The 17,358-nt window shown below is 63.9% G+C and carries 17 protein-coding genes; 12 read left to right on the forward strand and 5 right to left on the reverse strand.

Translation table 11 applies throughout. The features are described from left to right. Positions 1–50 precede the first annotated feature (50 nt). The 6 genes from BLP76_RS01360 to BLP76_RS01385 all read left to right on the forward strand — a co-directional run bounded on the left by BLP76_RS01360 (position 51) and on the right by BLP76_RS01385 (position 6,244). Positions 51–1,544 (forward strand): FAD-linked oxidase C-terminal domain-containing protein, encoded by a 1,494-nt coding sequence (locus tag BLP76_RS01360; RefSeq protein ID WP_092809098.1) that lies wholly within the window; start codon positions 51–53, stop codon positions 1,542–1,544. Between the two features lie 14 nt (positions 1,545–1,558). Further along, positions 1,559–2,758, forward strand: coding sequence for a glycolate oxidase subunit GlcE (glcE, locus tag BLP76_RS01365; RefSeq protein ID WP_092809099.1), 1,200 nt, complete (start codon positions 1,559–1,561; stop codon positions 2,756–2,758). A gap of 9 nt (positions 2,759–2,767) precedes the next feature. Further along, positions 2,768–3,394, forward strand: coding sequence for a hypothetical protein (locus tag BLP76_RS01370; protein WP_092809100.1), 627 nt, complete (start codon positions 2,768–2,770; stop codon positions 3,392–3,394). Beyond that, the gene (locus BLP76_RS01375; protein WP_092809101.1) at positions 3,394–4,767 is read left to right on the forward strand and encodes a heterodisulfide reductase-related iron-sulfur binding cluster; all 1,374 of its coding nucleotides are present in this window, start codon (positions 3,394–3,396) and stop codon (positions 4,765–4,767) included. Before BLP76_RS01370 ends, BLP76_RS01375 begins: the two co-directional genes overlap by 1 nt. A gap of 22 nt (positions 4,768–4,789) precedes the next feature. Then, complete coding sequence (locus BLP76_RS01380) at positions 4,790–5,317, forward strand: hypothetical protein (protein ID WP_092809102.1); 528 nt, start codon at positions 4,790–4,792, stop codon at positions 5,315–5,317. A gap of 129 nt (positions 5,318–5,446) precedes the next feature. Next, on the forward strand, positions 5,447–6,244 hold the full coding sequence (locus BLP76_RS01385; protein WP_092809103.1) for an SDR family NAD(P)-dependent oxidoreductase: 798 nt from the start codon (positions 5,447–5,449) through the stop codon (positions 6,242–6,244). Positions 6,245–6,251: 7 nt separating this feature from the next. Here BLP76_RS01385 and BLP76_RS01390 read toward each other — a convergent pair whose 3' ends face one another. Further along, positions 6,252–6,659: a helix-turn-helix domain-containing protein gene (locus BLP76_RS01390; RefSeq protein ID WP_092809104.1), complete on the reverse strand. Its 408-nt coding sequence runs from the start codon at positions 6,657–6,659 to the stop codon at positions 6,252–6,254. Positions 6,660–6,819: 160 nt separating this feature from the next. Between BLP76_RS01390 and BLP76_RS01395 the strand changes: the two genes are divergently transcribed. Next, positions 6,820–7,884, forward strand: coding sequence for an AI-2E family transporter (locus tag BLP76_RS01395; protein WP_170130365.1), 1,065 nt, complete (start codon positions 6,820–6,822; stop codon positions 7,882–7,884). Between the two features lie 131 nt (positions 7,885–8,015). Here BLP76_RS01395 and BLP76_RS01400 read toward each other — a convergent pair whose 3' ends face one another. From BLP76_RS01400 to BLP76_RS19225, 3 genes are all read right to left on the reverse strand, one after another. Continuing rightward, entirely contained in the window at positions 8,016–8,645 is a 630-nt protein-coding gene (locus BLP76_RS01400) for a L,D-transpeptidase (RefSeq protein ID WP_092810019.1), read from the reverse strand. 144 nt (positions 8,646–8,789) lie between these two features. After that, a complete protein-coding gene (locus tag BLP76_RS01405) occupies positions 8,790–9,407 on the reverse strand; it encodes a L,D-transpeptidase (protein ID WP_092809106.1) in 618 nt (205 codons plus the stop codon). A 209-nt stretch (positions 9,408–9,616) separates the two neighbouring features. Continuing rightward, positions 9,617–10,261 (reverse strand): L,D-transpeptidase, encoded by a 645-nt coding sequence (locus tag BLP76_RS19225; RefSeq protein ID WP_420867611.1) that lies wholly within the window; start codon positions 10,259–10,261, stop codon positions 9,617–9,619. Between the two features lie 615 nt (positions 10,262–10,876). On the opposite strand from BLP76_RS19225, the gene BLP76_RS01415 reads away from it, so the two are divergent. The 5 genes from BLP76_RS01415 to BLP76_RS01435 all read left to right on the forward strand — a co-directional run bounded on the left by BLP76_RS01415 (position 10,877) and on the right by BLP76_RS01435 (position 15,590). Further along, entirely contained in the window at positions 10,877–11,542 is a 666-nt protein-coding gene (locus BLP76_RS01415) for a DNA-3-methyladenine glycosylase I (protein WP_092809107.1), read from the forward strand. A 155-nt stretch (positions 11,543–11,697) separates the two neighbouring features. Beyond that, positions 11,698–13,245 (forward strand): histidine--tRNA ligase, encoded by a 1,548-nt coding sequence (gene hisS, locus BLP76_RS01420; RefSeq protein WP_092809108.1) that lies wholly within the window; start codon positions 11,698–11,700, stop codon positions 13,243–13,245. A gap of 60 nt (positions 13,246–13,305) precedes the next feature. Next, positions 13,306–14,406: an ATP phosphoribosyltransferase regulatory subunit gene (locus tag BLP76_RS01425; protein ID WP_092809109.1), complete on the forward strand. Its 1,101-nt coding sequence runs from the start codon at positions 13,306–13,308 to the stop codon at positions 14,404–14,406. Next, positions 14,403–15,143 carry an ATP phosphoribosyltransferase gene (hisG, locus tag BLP76_RS01430; protein ID WP_280139900.1) on the forward strand — a complete coding sequence of 247 codons (741 nt, stop codon included), beginning with the start codon at positions 14,403–14,405 and terminating at the stop codon, positions 15,141–15,143. The genes BLP76_RS01425 and hisG overlap by 4 nt, the downstream gene beginning before the upstream one ends. 69 nt (positions 15,144–15,212) lie before the next feature. Next, positions 15,213–15,590, forward strand: a complete 378-nt coding sequence (locus BLP76_RS01435) for a hypothetical protein (RefSeq protein ID WP_092809110.1) — start codon at positions 15,213–15,215, stop codon at positions 15,588–15,590. Between the two features lie 118 nt (positions 15,591–15,708). Here BLP76_RS01435 and groL read toward each other — a convergent pair whose 3' ends face one another. Further along, positions 15,709–17,355, reverse strand: a complete 1,647-nt coding sequence (gene groL, locus BLP76_RS01440; protein WP_092809111.1) for a chaperonin GroEL — start codon at positions 17,353–17,355, stop codon at positions 15,709–15,711. Positions 17,356–17,358 lie beyond the last annotated feature (3 nt).

Here is a 17,358-nt window from a genome sequence, read left to right on the forward strand (position 1 = left end):
TAATCGGCGGGCCTCGCAAGAAGGCCAAGACAAAAGAGCAGGGAGGCTCAATGAGTGTGGCGATGCCCGGCCCGAAGGCCGAGATTCTGGCGCGCCGGGGGGAGATCGCCAAGGCTCTCTCTGCCATCGTTCCGGGCGAGGGGGTCATCACGGATCCTGATGGCATGCGGCCATTCGAGACAGATGGTCTCACCGCCTATCGTCAATTGCCGATGATTGTCGTCCTGCCGGAGACGGTCGAGCAGGTGCAGCGCGTGCTGCGCTATTGCTACGACAATGAGATCCGCGTCGTGCCGCGCGGTTCCGGCACCTCGCTCTCTGGCGGCGCCCTGCCGCTTGCGGACGGCGTTCTTCTCGTCATGTCGAGGTTCAACAAGGTTCTCGAGGTCGATTTCGAAAACCGTGCGACCGTCGTGCAGCCGGGCGTCACCAATCTCGCCGTCACCAGGGCGGTCGAGCATCGCGGTTTCTATTATGCCCCCGACCCATCCTCACAGATCGCCTGTTCCATCGGCGGCAATGTCGCGGAAAATTCCGGCGGCGTGCATTGTCTGAAATATGGGCTGACCACGAACAACGTGCTCGGGCTGGAGATGGTGCTGATCACCGGCGAGGTCATTCGGCTCGGGGGCAAGCATCTCGACAGCGAGGGCTATGATTTCCTCGGCCTGATGACGGGCTCTGAGGGGCTTCTCGGTGTCGTGACCGAGGTGACGGTCCGAATTCTGCGCTCGCCGGAGACGGCACGGGCGCTTCTCGTCGGCTTTCCGACGAACGAGGATGCCGGGCGCTGCGTCGGCGACATCATCGGCGCCGGCATCATTCCGGGCGGCATGGAGATGATGGACAGCCTGGCGATCCAGGCGGCGGAAGATTTCGTCCATGCGGGCTATCCCCTCGACGTCGAGGCGCTCCTGATCGTCGAGCTCGACGGCCCGGGCGAGGAGGTGCACGAGCTGATCGAGCGGGTCGAGGCGATCGCGCGCGACAACAATGCCGCCAATATCCGCGTTTCGCAGTCCGAAGAGGAGCGCGCCAATTTCTGGGCGGGACGCAAGGCGGCGTTTCCCGCCGTCGGCCGCATCTCGCCGGATTATTACTGCATGGACGGCACGATCCCGCGCAAAGCCCTTCCGAAGGTTCTGCACCGCATGAAGGAGATGGAGACGGAGTTCGATCTGCGGGTCGCCAATGTCTTCCATGCCGGCGACGGCAATCTCCATCCGCTCATTCTCTATGACGCCAACGATACCGATCAGCTGGAACGGGCCGAGGCGTTCGGCTCGGCGATCCTGAAGCTCTGCGTGGAGGTGGGCGGCGTTCTGACCGGCGAGCACGGCGTCGGCGTGGAAAAGCGCGACCTCATGGGCGAGATGTTCAGCGAGGACGATCTCGCTCAGCAGGAGCGGGTGAAATGCGCTTTCGATGCCCGTCAGCTCCTCAATCCCGGCAAGGTGTTCCCGGAGCTGCACCAATGCGCCGAGCTCAGCCGCATGCATGTGCATAAGGGCCAGCTTCCCTTCCCCGACATTCCCCGCTTCTGAGATTTTCCCGCCCCATGGCCGAAACGCTTCGCCCCGAGACTGCCGAATCCGTGCTCGATGTCGTCCGCTGGGCGGCCGCCGAACAGGTGCCGCTCGAAATCCTGGGACACGGGTCCAAGCGCGGCATCGGCCGCCCGGTTCAGGCGGAATACACGCTCAATCTCTCCGCTTTGTCCGGTGTCACCCTGTACGAGCCGGACGAACTCGTCTTCTCCGCCAAGGCCGGCACGCCGCTTGCCGAAATCGAAAAGCTCCTGGCGGATGCCAATCAGGAACTCGCCTTCGAGCCGATGGATTACGGCCCGATTTTCGGGTTGGAGCCCGGGACGGGAACGCTGGGCGGTGTGCTCGCGGCCAATCTCGCCGGTCCGCGCCGCATCAAGGCGGGCGCTGCCCGCGACCATATTCTCGGGCTGTCGGCCGTCTCGGGCCGCGGCGAGGCCTTCAAGGCGGGCGGGCGCGTGGTCAAGAACGTCACCGGCTACGATCTCTCCAAGGGGCTTGCCGGTTCCTGGGGCACGCTCGCGGTCGTCACCGATCTCACTTTCAAAGTGCTGCCACGGCCGGAGCGCATCGCCACCGTGCTCGTCCTCGGCCTCTCAGATGAGGCTGCCTGCGCTGCGATGGCCGAAGCCATGGGCTCTTCGCACGAAGTCTCGGGCGCGGCGCATCTGCCGAAAGGGATGGCGCGGTCCTGTGGTCTTGCCGTCGAAAGCTCCGTGACCGCGCTCAGGCTGGAAGGCTTTCCCTCCTCCGTTTCCTATCGCAGCGAAGCGCTCAACGGCATGATGCGGGACCGCGGCGCGGTGGAGATCCTCGACATGCCGCAATCGGAAAACTTCTGGCGCGCCATCCGCGATTGCCTGCCCTTTGCCGGCCGCAGCGATCCGCTCTGGCGCGTCAGCATTGCACCGCGCGCCGGCGCCGCGCTGATGGCGAGGCTCGCGAACGAGCCTCTCAACTATTTTTTCGATTGGGCCGGCGGCCGAGTCTGGATCGAGGTCACGGGCAGCGCGGAAGACGCTGCCGAAGGCGCCATCCGGCGGGCGATCAGGGCGGTCGGCGGCGGCCATGCGACGCTCATCCGCGGCTCGGCGGCCTTGCGCACCGGCCTCTCGCCCTTCGAACCGCAGCCGGCCCCGCTCGCCGCCTTGTCGCGGCGGCTGAAAGAGAATTTCGATCCGCAGGGGATATTGAATCCCGGGAGAATTTAGGACGGGGAGATGGACGACGAGGATGTGATTTACGCACGCGTGGGCGAGTCAGTCATTCAAGGCATGAAAGAAGCCAATAGAGATTATGAGCACTTGTCTTCAGAATGGGTTCATGAGCGTGGGGTTGAGTCTTTTGTTTCTGCTTACGTTTCTCAGTGGCTAAGGAAGAAAAGAAGTCTGGGTGTTCGCAGGGTTTTAATAGAAGCAACAATAGCTGAGCTGAAGGAAAAATGCGCAAATTTTGAAGCAGACTCAGGGTATTTTTGGGAGAATTTACACGGAGGAAAAAGGATAGACATTGTTTGCATTGGAGATAATAATGATGCGATAGGTGTTGTAGAATTGAAGAGAAATAAAATTTATTCTGAGTGGGCAAGCGACATTGAGCGAGTGAAAACTCTCGCGGGGCGAGTGAGATGTGTCGATTTTGGTACGTTCGGCGCGTTCGTCGGATTTAGGGAGGGGGAGGATGTGGCTGACGAAGCATATAAGTTTATAAGAAAACAGTCGGAGTGCCTCTCGGGCGCCAAAAGCCTTTCAGTTCTGCCTTTCAGATATAATTCCCGTTGGAAGGAGTATTCGGACGCTCTTTGGAGGTACTCGATTGTTGGATGTACCTTCTACAAGCCGACTTAATGCAAACCTCCTTCACCCTTCAGCAGCTCGCCGACCCGCGCATCGAGGAAGCCGATGCCATTCTGCGCAAATGCGTGCATTGCGGCTTCTGCCTCGCCACCTGCCCGACCTATGTCGAACTCGGCAACGAGCTCGATAGTCCGCGCGGGCGCATCTATCTCATCAAGGATATGCTGGAGGCGGAGAAGCCGGCGACGGCGGAGGTCGCGCTCCATATCGATCGTTGTCTCTCCTGCTTTTCCTGCATGACGACCTGTCCGTCCGGGGTCGATTACATGCACCTCCTCGATCAGGGGCGGCGGCATATCGAAGAGACCTATCGCAGGCCCTGGCACGACCGGGCGCTGCGGGCGGTTCTGGCGCATGTCATGCCTTATCCGGCGAGGATGCGGGCAGCCCTCGTCACCGCCCGATACGGCCGGCCTCTGGCGCCGTTGCTCGCCCGCATGGGGCGGCCATTCGACCGGCTTGCCATGATGCTGCGCCTGGCGCCCAAGCGGCTGCCGGCGAAAATCCAGGCATCCGAGACGGGTCACGCCTTTCCGGCCCATGGCGCCAGAAAAGGCCGCGTGGCGCTTTTGACGGGCTGCGCGCAATCGGTGCTCGATCCGGGCATCAACGCCGCCACGATCCGGCTCCTCACCCGCCTCGGCATCGAAGTCGTGCTGCCGAAGGGCGAGGGCTGCTGTGGCGGGCTCGTCCACCATATGGGGCAGGACGAGAAGGCGCTGCCGATGGCGCGCAACAATATCGACGCCTGGCTGCGCGAGATCGACGGCGAGGGGCTCGATGCGATCCTGGTGACAACGTCGGGCTGCGGCACGACGATCAAGGATTACGCACATCTCTTGAAGGGGGAGCCCACCTATCGCGAGAAGGCGGAGCGCGTGTCGGCGCTTGCCCTCGACATCAGCGAATATCTCGCTCGTCTCGATCTGCCCGCACCCCGCCGCCGAACCGGCCTCAAGGTCGCCTACCACGCCGCCTGCTCGCTTCAGCATGGCCAGAAGGTGGTGAAAGAGCCGCGCACGCTCCTGGCGGAGGCGGGATTTGAGGTGCTGGGCATCCCCGAAGGCCATCTCTGCTGCGGCTCGGCCGGCACCTACAACATTCTGGAGCCGGAGATCGCGGCGAGGCTGCGCGACCGCAAGACGGCGAATATCGAAAGCGTTGCGCCGGAGGTGGTGGCGACCGGCAATATCGGCTGCATCACGCAGATCGGCTCGGCGATGGAGATCCCGGTCCTCCATACCGTCGAACTCCTCGATTGGGCGCATGGTGGCCCGCCGCCGGAAGCCTTTGCCGGGCACGCGCTGGAACCAACGCGGAGCAAAGCCGCTTCGTCTTCTGAAAGGCCGCTTCGCGTCTCCTGACGGCGGTCGCAAGGAGGGCGCAATGACGTTCCACCGAAAAGCCGCGGGCGCCACGCTTGCTCTCGGTCTCGTGCTCGCTCTGCCGCTTCTGCCGACAGGGGCAGCCCATGGGCAGGGCGCGCCGACGCAGCCGGATGCGAGCGGTCCGGGGCAGGACATGCCCGCGCCGACGCGTCCCGAACAAGCCGTGCCGGAAGCTCTGCCTTCCCCGAAAAGTGAGACGAACGATCCCGAGCGGGCGATGAGCCTGCTCATGCGGCTGACCGGCCGCTGGGCGCCGACCGACGAGAGCTGTCAGGCGCAGGACGGCGCCGACGTGCCTTTGCGCATCGAGCGGGGCGGCCTGAAGGATGGAGGCCGCTCCTGCCGGTTCCTCGATCTTAGAAGTCCCTCCGAGGATCGTCTCGACGTGACGGCGGCCTGCGGCGAAGCGGAGGGGGCGGAGAGTTCCGAGGAATTCGGGCTTGAGCTCGATGAGACGGGAGCGCTGACCCTGACGCGTCCCGACGGCGAGACGACACGCTTTTTCCGCTGTCTCGACGAGGCCTAGCCGCCGCGTCGCCGCGTGGGAGCCCTGCATCCCTCTGCCGGCTGATATGTGCCGCGAAACCAAAGGAAGCCTGGGCCCGTTCCCCGAGTGAATTCCATGAACACTCGGCGGAAGGGAGGAAGCATCCCGATGGATCTTCAAATCTCAGATCGTGTCGCCCTGATCACCGGCGCACGTGGCGGCATCGGCTTTGAAACGGCGCGGCTCCTGGCGGAGGAGGGCGCGAAACTCGTGCTTTCCGACCTTCGCATCGACACGCTCGAAGAGGAGGCGAAGCGCCTGCCGACCGACGTGTTGTGCATGGCAGCCGACGTCACCGACCAGAAGGCCGTGGATGCGGTTGCCGCCGCCGGGCGCGAGCGCTTCGGCAGGATCGATATCGTCGTGCATGCCGCAGGCGTGACGGGGGCCAAGGGTGATCCCATCGACATGAGCGATGAGGATTACCGGGAGGCCTGGGACATCGATTTCATGTCGGCGGTGCGCATGGCGCGGGCGACGTTGCCCGGCATGCGCGAAGCGAAATGGGGGCGCTTCATCTGCGTGACCTCGGAAAACGCCGTGCAGCCCTATTGGGAAGAAGCCACGTACAACGCCGCGAAGGCCGCGCTTTCCGCATTCGTCAAGAACATCTCCTATCGGGAGGCGAAGAACGGCATCCTCTGCAACACCGTCGCGCCCGCCTTCATCGAGACGCCGATGACCGACGGCATGATGAAGCAGCGTGCCGAGAAGCTCGGCGTCTCTTTCGAGGACGCGATCCAGAGCTTCCTCGATGAAGAACGGCCAGGGATTGCCTTGAAACGGCGCGGGCAGGCTTCGGAGGTGGCCGCGGCCATCGCGCTTCTTGCCTCCGAGCGCGGCTCCTTCATCAACGGCTCGAACCTGCGCGTCGACGGCGGTTCGGTGCAATCCGTGCAGACGTGAGGCGGCGCTATTCGCTGCGGCTGGCGCTGTCGTGCAGCCGGCCGAGACGCTCTGCGGCCTCCGACAGGCGGCGCGACAGGAGGAGAGCTTCGCTCGAAAGATGCGCGATCTCCGTGCGCAGCATCGCCGCTTCCTGAGCCATCGGCTCTTCGTCGGCGGGCGCCACGCCGCGGCCGATCAGAAGCCACATCGGGCTGACGCCGAGGATGCCGGCGAGCATGTTGAGGCGGTTCGCCCGTGGCTCGGCGCGATCGTTTTCCCATTGCGAGAGCGTTGAGGTCTTGACGCCGAGCCGGCGGGCGAGCTGCGCCGTGGAGAGGCCGATGGCGTCACGGGCGCGGACGATGCGGCCGCCGAGCGTGTCGCCGTCATCGGCATCAAAATCGGTCGGGCTGCTTGTCGTGGCGGCTTCCATGCTTAATTCCCCCAGGGACTGGCGCGGTAGAGCATGCCGGGCGGCACACTATTGATCATCTGATCGAACGATCACACGGGGCCTGCGATCGCAACGGGTGCGTAGTCGCGCGGCAGCGCTCGCGTTTTGCCCCGAATTCTCATCGTTTGGAGAAAACATATTGCACGAAGACGGCAAAGAATCCACCGGCCGCATCGTCTCCCGCGCCGCGATTTTCCTCGCCGGCGTCGTGGTTCTCTTCGTTTTATGGAAGGCGACGTCGGCTCTTCTTCTGGTTTTCGCCGGTCTCGTGCTGGCCGCCGCTTTGAGCTTTGCCTCCGACGGCCTGCACCGGCTGACGCGGTTGCCGACGCGCCTTGCGAAGATTTTCATCTATCTGGCAGCCTTCGGAGCGATCTTCGCGGTGATCGGCTGGGGCGGAGCGACGCTCGCGGCGCAGGCGAGCGATCTCCTGGCGCGGACCGATACGTTGATGCGCAATTGGGGCGATCAGCTCTCGCAGCTCGGTTTCAGCTTCATCAAGCCGAACGGCGACGTTCAGCTCTCTCAGATGATGCCGAACCTGAAGGCGATGATGGGCGATGTCGGCCGTGTCGTCAGCCTTATGTTCGGCAGCCTCGCCAACGCGGTCATCGTCGTGTTCTTAGGGATTTTTGTATCCTGGTCGCCGAGAACCTATCGCGATGGGTTTTTGCATCTCGTCCCCGTCAAGCGGCGCGACCGGTTTCGTGAGGTGATCGAGGGAGCTGCGGAAAATCTCGGCTGGTGGATGGCCGGTCAGGCGATCAGCATGACGATCATCTTTTCGGCGAGTTGGATCGTGCTCTGGCTGATCGATATGCCCTATGCCTTCCTGCTGGCGTTGCAGGCGGGGCTTCTCGCCTTCATTCCGACGCTCGGTCCCGCGATCGCAGGTGTGGTGATCATCCTGGCGGGCCTGTCGGTGTCGGCGACGATGGCCCTTTGGGGGGTGGGTGCCTACGTGCTCATCCAGGGGCTCGAGAGCAACATCACGCAGCCCCTGGTGCAGCAGCGCACGACGTCGCTGCCGCCGGCGCTGACCCTTTCCACGCAGCTCGTCTTTGCCGCCGTTCTGGGCGGACTTGGGATGGCGCTCGCCGTCCCCCTTCTGGCCGTCGGCATCGTCTTCGTGCGCGAACTTTACGTGAAGGACACACTCGAAGGCGGAGACCGGCTCGCAGATGATGAGCGAAGTGCGGTTTAGGGGCGATCCTGGCGTCGCCCCCTGTTGCGAAGTCTGCCGCTCAGAAAGCGTGACCGCCGGAGGCATAAAAAACGCCCCGGTCCGCGGAAAGCGGGCCGGGGCGTTTCGGTGCAGCGTTCGAGGGTAAACGCTTAGCGAACGATAACCTTGGTGCCGACCTTGGCGAGATAGTGCAGCTCGATCACGTCATGGTTCATCATGCGGATGCAGCCGGAGGAGACGTTGTGCCCGATCGTCCACGGCTCGTTGGTGCCATGGATGCGGTACATCGTGTCCTTGTTGCCGTCGAAGAGATAAAGCGCACGCGCGCCGAGCGGGTTGTCCGGACCGCCGGGCATGCCGCCCGAATATTCGACGAGCCGCGGCTCGCGCTCAATCATTTCCTTGGGAGGGGTCCAGGTCGGCCAGTCGGCCTTGGCGCCGACGCGCACCTCGCCGGTCCAGCCGAAACCTTCGCGCCCGACGCCGACGCCGTAGCGGATCGCCTCGCCATTGGGCAGCGTGTAGTAGAGAAACTTGCTCTGGGAATCGATGATGATCGTGCCCGGCGCTTCCGGTCCGTCATAGGCCACAATGTGGCGGCGATACTCCGGCGCCGGTCCGCGCTGATGGCTTTGATGCGGCTGAATCGTGACGAGCTGCCGCTGCACGGGATCGAAATAGCGCAGCGTCTGCGCCTGGGCCGTGACCGGCGTGAGAGTGGCGAAGACCACCGCCAAAGCGGCCGACGAAGCCAGGGTTCGGGCAAGAACGTTGCGCATGAGTGCCTCCGATTTCGCAGCGCGGGGAAGATGTGACGCTCCCCGCCGCTGCGTCATTTCGGCACATAAATGCGCGACACATTCGAATCGTTCCATGCGGACGAAAAGTGACGCCAATGCGTCACCTTTGCGTCGAGGAACCTGTCAAAGAACGATGACTTTCGCGCCCGGCTTCACGCGGTTGTAGAGGTCGATGACGTCGTCGTTCACGAGGCGGATGCAGCCTGACGAGACGTTGAGGCCGATCGTCCAGGGTTCGTTGGTGCCGTGGATGCGGTAGAGCGTGTCGCGGCCTCCGTCGAAGAGATAGAGCGCGCGCGCACCAAGCGGATTGCTCGGCCCGCCGGGCATGCCGTTGGCATATTTCTTCAAACGCGGCTCACGCGCGATCATTTCCTGGGGCGGGAACCAGCGCGGCCATTCGCTCTTGCGGGCAACATGCACCTCACCGTCCCAGCCGAAGCCTTCGCGTCCGACGCCGATGCCGTAGCGCACGGCCCGATTGTGCGACAAGACGTAGTAGAGGAAGTGCTTGTTGGTATCGATGATGATCGTGCCGGGCGCCTCCTTCGTGGAGAAGCGCACTGTCTGCCGGTGGTATTTCGCCGGCGGCTTGCGGTTCTTCGAGTAGCGCTGATCGACTTCCACGAAGCCGCCGCTCACCGGGTCGAAGAATGTGAGCGCCTGGGCGCTGCCGAAAAGCCCCAGCACGAGAAAGGCGATGGCCGGCAGGCCTGCGCGGATCAGTCTGCGATGAAACATGCGATCAACCTCTTACTCCTTGCAAACTTTCTAGAAAGCCGGTCACGCGCCCACAAGTCGCGCATGACGCTGCAACGCACATGCGGCCGCAGGTGTGGCGCATCTGCCATTGTCGTATGCCGCTCAACTGCGGGCTCCGGGACAGGCTCGGAACACCACGACAAACGGCTGTCTTGCGGGATTTGAGACGAGTGGCCGGGCGCGTTCGCTTAAAGCACGACGACTTCGGTGCCGACGCCGACCTGATTGTAGAGCTCGATCACGTCCTCGTTGCGCATGCGGATGCAGCCGGAGGAGACGGCATGGCCGATCGTCCAGGGCTGGTTCGAGCCGTGGATGCGGTAAAGTGTGGAGCCGAGATAAAGCGCACGGGCGCCGAGCGGATTGTCCGGCCCGCCTTCCATATGGTCGGGCAGGCCCGGCTGGCGTGCCTTCATCTCCTCGGGCGGATACCAGGACGGCCATTCCGCCTTGCGCGTCACCGTGTGCTTGCCGGCCCATTGAAAGCCCGGCCGGCCGACGCCGACGCCATAGCGTTTCGCCTTGCCGCCCGCCTGCACCAGGTAGAGGTAGCGATTGTTGGTATCGATGACGATCGTGCCGGGCGCCTGGCTCGTCTGGTAATCGACGATTGTCGGAAGGTAGGCGGGATCGATCGAACGCGCGGCCGGACGGGCCGCGACCTTCGGGGCTGCCGGGGCGACACGGGGTGCATTCACCGGGGTGACGGGGCGCATCTGGCGCGGCGCGGGTCGTGTGACGACGCGCGGCTCCTGGCGCAGATAGACGGGTGTCGGATAACGCCCAGAATTGGCGCGCGCCGGCACCTGCCGCTGCGAAGGTGGCGGCGCGATAAAGCGGGCCGGTTGATTGCGGGAACGATAGACCGCGCGCGGCTGAGGCTGCGGCGCCTGCGGCGAGGCATAGAGGCGGCGTTGCGGCTGCGCGTAGAGCTGGCGCTGCGGCTGCGCATAATACTGCGCCCGCGGCTGAGGATCGAAGAGAACCTGCAGAAGGCCGCGCTTTTCGGCGACGGCTTGCGGCCTGCGGGAATCGGCGAGCATGATCGGACGCGCAGCAGCCCCCTGGGCCGGCCCGGCCGCCAGTTGCGCCAGCCATTCCTGCTCCAATTCGGCCTTCAGCGGCACGGCCGGCTTGCCGCTCGCCCCGGCCATCGTCGCCTGAGGCGTGAGCGCACCAAGGCTCAGCAGTGCAAGCGTGAGAAGAACCTGCTTCATCGAAACCCTCGTCACCCAGCGTCGCAGTCAGTTGAGATTGCGGCAGTTTTTAAGAGATGCAGACGACGCTAGTGCGAGGCTGACAAATGCGGGTAAACGCCGCCCCGAAACCCGAAAATGCAGTGAATTTCGGGTTGCCGAAGAGGCTTAAGGAAGAGTGAATGGGGGCGCAGAGCGCGGAAACGACGGCAGAGCGATGATAATGCATGCGAAACGAGGAGGCGAAGGCCTGTGAGCGAAAGTGACGAGACCGGCGCAACGAAGGGCCTGGTGCGCGAGGATGACGGCCAAAACCGCTGTTTCTGGTGCGCGGGCGATGCTCTCTACCGCACCTATCACGATCGCGAATGGGGCCGGCCGGTTAAGGACGATATCCGGCTTTTCGAAAAGATCTGCCTGGAAGGCTTTCAGTCCGGCCTCTCGTGGCTGACGATCTTGAGGAAGCGCGAGAATTTCCGTGCCGCCTTCGCCGGTTTCGATTTTCGCGAAGTCGCGCGCTTCGGCGAACCGGAGGTCGAGAATCTTCTCAAGGATGCCGGCATCATCCGCCATCGCGGCAAGATCGTTTCGACCATCAACAACGCCAAACGGGCGATCGAGATCGTGGAAGAGACGGGCTCTCTCGCGTCGTTCTTCTGGAGTTTCGAACCTCACGAGCACGCAAGGCCCGAACGCCTCGACCATGCGACGCTCGTGAAACTCGCCCACACGGAGGAATCGGCCGCTCTCTCCAAAACGCTGAAGAAGCGCGGCTGGTCGTTTGTCGGGCCGACGACCGTCTATGCCTTCATGCAGGCGATGGGCCTCGTCAACGACCACATCGAAGGCTGTTTCTGCCGCGACGAGGTGGAAGAGGCGCGCCGGGCTTTCACGCGGCCGCTCCCGAAAGGGGCATAGGACATCCAATTGAAAGGGACGGCGTCTTCCCGTTTAGCCGAAAAGCCTAGGCGCCCCGTGTCGAGCCGACGCTCCTCGCCCGGTTGCCGCTCCATCCTGCTTCGGCTAGGACAAGCCCGGCTCTGATGCCGAAAACCCAAGCGAAACGATCTGAAATGGCCTCCAAGGACAAGAAGAACAGGCTCCCCGCGCGCCTGCCGCGCGGCTTTATCGACCGCGAGGCCGGCGATATCCGCGCGACCGAAGAGATGCTCGCCGCGATCAAGCGCGTCTATGAGCGCTATGGCTTCGAGCCGGTCGAGACACCCTTCTTTGAATACACCGAAGCGCTCGGCAAATTCCTGCCCGATCAGGACCGCCCGAACGAAGGTGTGTTCTCGCTGCAGGACGACGACGAGGCCTGGCTGTCGCTGCGCTACGATCTGACGGCGCCCTTGGCGCGCTACGTGGCGGAGAATTACGATCGGCTTCCAAAGCCCTATCGCAGCTATCGCGCCGGCTGGGTGTTCCGCAACGAAAAGCCGGGGCCGGGTCGTTTTCGCCAGTTCATGCAATTCGACGCCGATACGGTGGGCGCGCCCTCGGTCGCGGCGGATGCGGAAATCTGCATGATGGCCGCCGACGTCATGGAAGCGCTCGGCGTTGCCCGCGGCGACTACGTCATCAAGGTCAACAACCGCAAAGTTCTCGACGGCGTCATGGAGGCGATCGGCCTCGGCGGCGAGGAGAATGCCGGACGCCGCCTGACGGTGTTGCGCGCGATCGACAAGCTCGACCGGCTCGGCGTCGAAGGCGTGCGCGAGCTTCTGGGCGAAGGCCGCGAGGACGAGAGCGGAGATTTTACGAAGGGCGCGGGCCTCTCCAAGGAGGGGGCCGAAGCCGTTCTGTCGCTGTTTGATCTCATCGGCTCGAATGAGCGCTCTGGAACGAGCAACGCGCCGGTGATCGAGAAGCTCAAGGCGTCGACATTCGCCGAGACGGCCGTCTATGCGGAAGGCGTCGGAGAGCTTGCTGAAATCGCCTCGCTCGTCGAAGCCGCGGGTTATGCGACCGACCGGATCGAGATCGATCCTTCGATCGTCCGCGGCCTGGAATATTACACTGGCCCGGTTTTCGAGGCGCAGCTCACCTTCGAAGTGCCGAATGAAAAGGGCGAAAAGGTCGTCTTCGGCTCCGTCGGCGGCGGCGGACGCTATGACGGGCTCGTCGGCCGCTTCCGCGGCGAGGATGTGCCTTCGACCGGCTTTTCCATCGGCGTGTCGCGCCTTGCCGCGGCCTTGAAGAATCTCGGCAAGCTCGGCTCTGAAAACGAGACCGGACCGGTCGTCGTCACCGTCATGGATAAGTCGCGGCTTGCCGATTATCAGGCGATCACGACGGAGCTGCGCGTCGGCCTCAACGCTGATCTCGCCCCCTCCGAGCGCCCGGTTCCCGTCGAAATGTATCTCGGCGGCTCCGGCATGAAGGCGCAGCTCAAATATGCCGATCGCCGCAATGCGCCCTGCGCCATCATCGCCGGCTCCGACGAATTCGACAGCGGCCGCCTGCAGGTGAAGGATCTTCTGGAGGGCAAGCGGCAGGCTTCGGCGATCGCAAGCCACGAGGAATACAAGGAAGAGCGGCCGGGCCAGTTCGACGTGGCACGCACCAACCTCGTCGAAGAGGTGAAGGCGCTTTTGAAGCGGCAGCGCGGCGAGGCCTGAGATGCTGGTGACGCCGGCAGGAAAAGGCGAGGGGGAGCATCTTCCAATGAGCCTCTCCCTATGAGTTTGCGGCCGCTTTTCGAGGAGGCGGGCGGGCACCTGCTCGAGCTGCCGGTCCTCCATGCCGCCGATCCGTTTCTGGAAACGGCCGGCGAGGACATCCGCCGGCGCATGTTCGTGACGGAGGGGCCGAGCGGCGAGCGTTTGGCGCTGCGGCCGGATTTTACCATCCCTGTCTGCCTGCACCATCTCCGTTCCGGCACAGAGGCGGGCCGCTATTTCTATGAGGGCGTCGTCTTCCGTCGTCACGACCGCGGTTCGGCGGAGCGCGCCGAAACGGGTTTTGAGGTGATCGGCGAGGCGGAGCGCGCCAATGTCGATGCGGAGCTTCTGGCGCTCGCCGTCGAAGGCGTGCGGCGCACAGGCCTTGGCGAAATGCGCCTCAGGATCGGCGATATCGGCCTCTTTACGGCACTTCTCGCCGCCCTCGAATTGCCGCTTGCCTGGCGCCAGCGTTTCAGGCGGGCCTTTGGCGACGACCGCCGCATCGAAGCCCTGATCACGCGCCTGGAAGAGCCGTCGGCAAGCGCGCCCGCCGATCTCGAACCGGAGCTCGAGAGGGCTGCGGATCATGAGAACCGCGACGCGCTGACGGCGCTCCTTGCCGAGCGCTTCGAGGCGCAGGGCTATCAGGCCTATGCGAGCCGGGCGCCGGAAGAGATCGCCGCCCGCTTTTTGGAGCAGCGCGCGCTTTACGAGACCGAAATCGCACCTGAGAAAGTGGCGGTCCTGAAGGCGTTCTTGACCTTGCAGGCCTCGCCGCAGGAGCTTGCCGAACGCCTTGACGAATTCGGCCGGCGTTTCGGTGTCGATCTCCAAGAGCCGGTCGCACGGCTTGAACGGCGATTGCAAAAGCTCGAGCGCCGCGCCTCTGGGCTCGAAGTCGTCTTCGAAGCGGGCTTTGGCCGCCCGCTCGATTACTACACGGGCCTCGTCTTCGAGATCCGCGATGCCGCCACGGGGCGATCGGCCGCCGGCGGTGGCCGCTACGACCGGCTTCTGGAGATGCTCGGAGCCGATCGGCCGATCCCGGCCGCCGGATTCACCATCGATCTCGGCGAGGCGAGAACCTTCGCTGGCGCGCTCGGAGGTGTGTCGTGAGCGAGACCATCACTCTGGCGATCCCCTCCAAGGGCCGCCTGATGGAGGAGACGGAGCGGCGTCTGGCGGCCGCCGGCTACAAGGTCGCGCGCATCGGCGGGGCGCGGCGTTACCGCGGCGAGGTCGAAGGCTGTCCGGAAATCGAGATCGCCTTTTTGTCGGCATCGGAGATTTCACGCGAACTCGGCCTCGGCCGGGTGCATGTCGGCGTCACCGGGCTCGATCTCATTCAGGAAACGGTGCCGGCCTGGCAGGAGAAGATCGGCCGCATTCTGCCGCTCGGCTTCGGTCATGCCGATGTCGTCATCGCCGTGCCGGAATTGTGGATCGACGTCGCCACGATGGAAGATCTCGACGATGTCGCGGCGGGCTTTTTGCAGCGCCATGGCAGGCGCCTGCGTATCGCCACCAAATACTGGAACCTAACGCAGCGCTTCCTGGAAAGCCACGGCATCGCGCTCTACCGGATCGTGGAAAGCCTCGGTGCCACCGAAGGCGCGCCTGCCGGCGGCATGGCCGACGTCATCGTCGACATCACCTCGACCGGATCGACCTTGAAAGCGAACCACCTAAAGATCTTGGACGACGGCGTCATCTTGCGCTCCGAGGCGTGCCTCGTCATGTCGCGCCGTGCTCCCTGGTCGGATGCGACGCGCCGTGTGGCCGAGACACTGGTCGATGCGGTTGCACAAGAGCTCAACCGCAATCCTGCCGCCGAGGCCGCCGGCAGCCGGTAACCCTTTGGGAACGCGCCTTCTTTAGAACTCGTCCGGTTTTATTCACAAAAACCGGGCGGGCCCGCGATCATGGCTGCCAAGGCCGAACACGCCGATGACCGGCGCACACGCGCCGTCGCGTTGCAAGGCAAGGTGATGGGCGCGATCGCCATCGCCTGTTCCCTCGGTCTGATCGCCGGCCTCTACGTTCTGTTCAAATCCGACGCGTTGGAGACTTTCCGCAAGATCGATGCGGCAACTGCGAGCTTGCCGGGAGCGTCTGACAGGCCCCGGCCGAATATCGATATGCCCGTCACTGTGCCACCCACAATCGTCGTGAGGCCTGACCGCTCGGGCGACGAGGCAGAGGAACGCCGGCCTGTGCCAGAGATCGCCCCGCGTGGACAGATGCCGGCCCGATCGGCTGATCCGCTGTCCTCAGAGGTGAGTTTGCGGCCGGGACTTTGAGCCGAGGTTAGGCAGGCGGTCTCCCGCAGCGAGGCCAAGTCCGAAACGAACGCTTCCTTGCAGACAAAAAGAAAGGGCGCCCGCGGGCGCCCTTTCCGAAAAGCGAGGGTCGTGGACCTTAGAAGTCCATGCCGCCCATGCCGCCCATGCCACCGCCCGGCATGGCCGGAGCAGCGCCTTCCTTCTTCGGAAGCTCGGCGATCATGGCCTCGGTGGTGACCAGGAGGCCGCCGATCGACGCCGCGTCCTGAAGAGCGGTGCGGACGACCTTGGTCGGGTCGATGATGCCGGCCTGGACGAGGTTCTTGTACTCTTCCATCTGGGCATCGAAGCCCCAATCGGCCTCACCCTTGTCGAGAATGCGGCCAACGACCACGGACGCGTCGACACCAGCGTTCGAGGCGATCTGGCGGATCGGAGCCTCAAGCGCCTTGAGGATGATCTTGATGCCGGCCTGGACGTCCGGATTGTCGGAGCTGAGGCCGCTGACGGCCTGCTTGGCGTGCAGGAGAGCAACGCCACCGCCCGGAACGATGCCTTCTTCAACCGCCGCACGGGTGGCGTTGAGGGCGTCGTCGACGCGGTCCTTCTTCTCCTTCACCTCGGTCTCGGTCGCACCGCCGACGCGGATGACCGCAACACCGCCGGCGAGCTTCGCCAAGCGTTCCTGCAGCTTCTCACGGTCGTAATCGGAGGTGGTCTCCTCGACCTGCGCCTTGATCTGGGAAACGCGAGCTTCGATGTCGGCCTTGTCGCCAGCGCCGTCGACGATCGTGGTCTCTTCCTTCGTGATCGTCACCTTCTTGGCGGTGCCGAGCTCGTTGAGGCTGATGTTCTCAAGCTTGATGCCGAGATCTTCAGAGATGACCGTACCGCCCGTGAGCGTCGCGATGTCCTGCAGCATGGCCTTGCGGCGATCGCCGAAGCCAGGCGCCTTGACGGCCGCGACCTTGAGGCCGCCGCGCAGCTTGTTGACGACGAGCGTGGCAAGAGCCTCGCCTTCGACGTCTTCCGCGATGATCAGCAGCGGACGGGAAGACTGAACCACGGCTTCGAGGACCGGCAGCATCGCCTGCAGGTTCGAGAGCTTCTTCTCGTGCAGGAGGATGTACGGATCCTCAAGCTCGGTGACCATCTTCTCGGGGTTGGTGATGAAGTACGGCGAGAGATAGCCGCGGTCGAACTGCATGCCTTCGACGACTTCGAGCTCGGTCTCGAGGCTCTTCGCCTCTTCGACCGTGATGACGCCCTCGTTGCCGACCTTCTGCATCGCCTCGGCGATCATCTGGCCGACTTCCTTGTCGCCATTGGCCGAGATCGTGCCGACCTGAGCGACTTCCGCAGACGTGTCGATCGTCTTTGAACGGCTCTCGAGATCCTTGATGACCGCGGCGACGGCCATGTCGATGCCGCGCTTCAGGTCCATCGGGTTCATGCCGGCGGCAACCGACTTGGCGCCTTCCTTGACGATGGACTGGGCGAGAACGGTCGCGGTCGTGGTGCCGTCACCGGCGATGTCGTTCGTCTTCGAAGCGACTTCGCGCACCATCTGCGCGCCCATGTTCTCGAACTTGTCGTCAAGCTCGATTTCCTTGGCGACGGTAACGCCGTCCTTGGTGATGCGCGGAGCGCCGAACGACTTCTCGATCACCACATTGCGGCCCTTCGGGCCGAGCGTTACGCGCACGGCGTTGGCGAGAATATCGACGCCACGCAGCATTTTCTCACGCGCATCAGCGGAGAATTTCACGTCCTTGGCTGCCATATT

Source organism: Afifella marina DSM 2698 (assembly GCF_900102695.1).
GTDB lineage: Bacteria > Pseudomonadota > Alphaproteobacteria > Rhizobiales > Afifellaceae > Afifella > Afifella marina.

Excerpts from the sequence above, each read along its gene's own strand:
- groL (WP_092809111.1), bottom strand. The coding sequence starts at position 17,355 with ATGGCAGCCAAGGACGTGAAATTCTCCGCTGATGCGCGTGAGAAAATG.
- BLP76_RS01360 (WP_092809098.1), top strand. The coding sequence starts at position 51 with ATGAGTGTGGCGATGCCCGGCCCGAAGGCCGAGATTCTGGCGCGCCGG.
- hisS (WP_092809108.1), top strand. The coding sequence starts at position 11,698 with ATGGCCTCCAAGGACAAGAAGAACAGGCTCCCCGCGCGCCTGCCGCGC.
- glcE (WP_092809099.1), top strand. The coding sequence starts at position 1,559 with ATGGCCGAAACGCTTCGCCCCGAGACTGCCGAATCCGTGCTCGATGTC.
- BLP76_RS01400 (WP_092810019.1), bottom strand. The coding sequence starts at position 8,645 with ATGCGCAACGTTCTTGCCCGAACCCTGGCTTCGTCGGCCGCTTTGGCG.
- BLP76_RS01380 (WP_092809102.1), top strand. The coding sequence starts at position 4,790 with ATGACGTTCCACCGAAAAGCCGCGGGCGCCACGCTTGCTCTCGGTCTC.
- BLP76_RS01385 (WP_092809103.1), top strand. The coding sequence starts at position 5,447 with ATGGATCTTCAAATCTCAGATCGTGTCGCCCTGATCACCGGCGCACGT.
- BLP76_RS01390 (WP_092809104.1), bottom strand. The coding sequence starts at position 6,659 with ATGGAAGCCGCCACGACAAGCAGCCCGACCGATTTTGATGCCGATGAC.
- BLP76_RS01425 (WP_092809109.1), top strand. The coding sequence starts at position 13,306 with ATGAGTTTGCGGCCGCTTTTCGAGGAGGCGGGCGGGCACCTGCTCGAG.
- BLP76_RS01375 (WP_092809101.1), top strand. The coding sequence starts at position 3,394 with ATGCAAACCTCCTTCACCCTTCAGCAGCTCGCCGACCCGCGCATCGAG.
- BLP76_RS01435 (WP_092809110.1), top strand. The coding sequence starts at position 15,213 with ATGGCTGCCAAGGCCGAACACGCCGATGACCGGCGCACACGCGCCGTC.
- BLP76_RS01370 (WP_092809100.1), top strand. The coding sequence starts at position 2,768 with ATGGACGACGAGGATGTGATTTACGCACGCGTGGGCGAGTCAGTCATT.
- BLP76_RS01405 (WP_092809106.1), bottom strand. The coding sequence starts at position 9,407 with ATGTTTCATCGCAGACTGATCCGCGCAGGCCTGCCGGCCATCGCCTTT.